1 protein-coding gene is annotated in these 1,023 nt (G+C 66.7%); it reads right to left on the bottom strand.

Annotation, left to right across the window (positions count from 1 at the left end; genetic code table 11):
- Positions 1 to 374: 374 nt before the first annotated feature.
- Positions 375 to 950: a TerD family protein gene (locus ACFWGJ_RS43845; protein WP_387334570.1), complete on the bottom strand. Its 576-nt coding sequence runs from the start codon at positions 948 to 950 to the stop codon at positions 375 to 377.
- Positions 951 to 1,023 lie beyond the last annotated feature (73 nt).

The following is a 1,023-nucleotide window of genomic DNA, read 5'->3' as shown; positions in this document are numbered from 1 at the left end:
ACGATCCCGAACGCGGTCCATCCGCCGATCAAAACCGCTGCGACCAGGCCGAGCGCGGTGACCGCGAACGACCAGCCGAAGGTTTTCAGAACCACTGGCTACCCAATCGTGAGTTGGGGGGCTACCCCCGGACGAAGTCCGGAGGGGGTTTCCCCCCGCCGTACCCGGCTTTACGAAACATTGACCTCGAAGTCTAGAGGGCCGACTCCCCGAAGGAGAGGGCCGGGCCCTTCCGCTCGAAGAGTCGCAGGTCCCAAGGGCCCGAACCCAGGTGACGCGCCTTCTGCCACCTGGGCCGTCTCATGTGCCGGCACCACTTCGTGACACCACGGCCGACCCCCTGATCGCCGGGGCCGCACGCCGCGTATTCGGCTTTACGAAACGTTGACCCCGAAGTCGAGGGCGATGCCGCGCAGCCCGGACGCGTAGCCCTGGCCGACCGCGCGGAACTTCCACTCGCCGCCGTAGCGGTAGACCTCGCCGAAGATCATCGCGGTCTCCGTGGAGGCGTCCTCGGAGAGGTCGTAGCGGGCGAGCTCCTGGCCGTCGGCCTGGTTGACGACCCGGATGAACGCGTTGCTCACCTGGCCGAAGGTCTGGCCGCGGTTGTCGGCGTCGTGGATGGAGACCGGAAAGACGATCTTCTCCACGTTGGCGGGCACCTTGTGGAGGTCGATGAGGATGGACTCGTCGTCGCCCTCGCCCTCACCGGTGAGGTTGTCGCCGGTGTGCTCGACCGAGCCGTCGGGGCTCTTGAGCTGGTTGTAGAAGATGAACCACTCGTCGCCGAGCACCCGGCCCGCGTTGCACATCAGCGCGCTGGCGTCGAGGTCGAAATCCGCTCCGGTGGTGGAGCGTGCGTCCCAGCCGAGCCCGACCATCACTTGCGTGAGGTTCGGTGCGGCCTTGGAGAGGGAGACATTGCCCCCCTTGGCGAGCGTGACACCCATGTTTGGTCCTCCCCGGTGAAGCCGTTTGTCGTGCCGTGGTACCAGCACGTCCGGCGCCGCACTAGGAGTGTGC

It is taken from the genome of Streptomyces sp. NPDC060205, assembly GCF_042728395.1.
Lineage (GTDB): Bacteria > Actinomycetota > Actinomycetes > Streptomycetales > Streptomycetaceae > Streptomyces.
Note: the sequence above shows the minus strand (reverse complement) of the source record. Positions and strands in the feature narration are given on the sequence as shown.

Bases quoted from the DNA above. Each gene is read 5' to 3' on its own strand.
- ACFWGJ_RS43845 (WP_387334570.1), bottom strand. From the start codon at position 950: ATGGGTGTCACGCTCGCCAAGGGGGGCAATGTCTCCCTCTCCAAGGCC.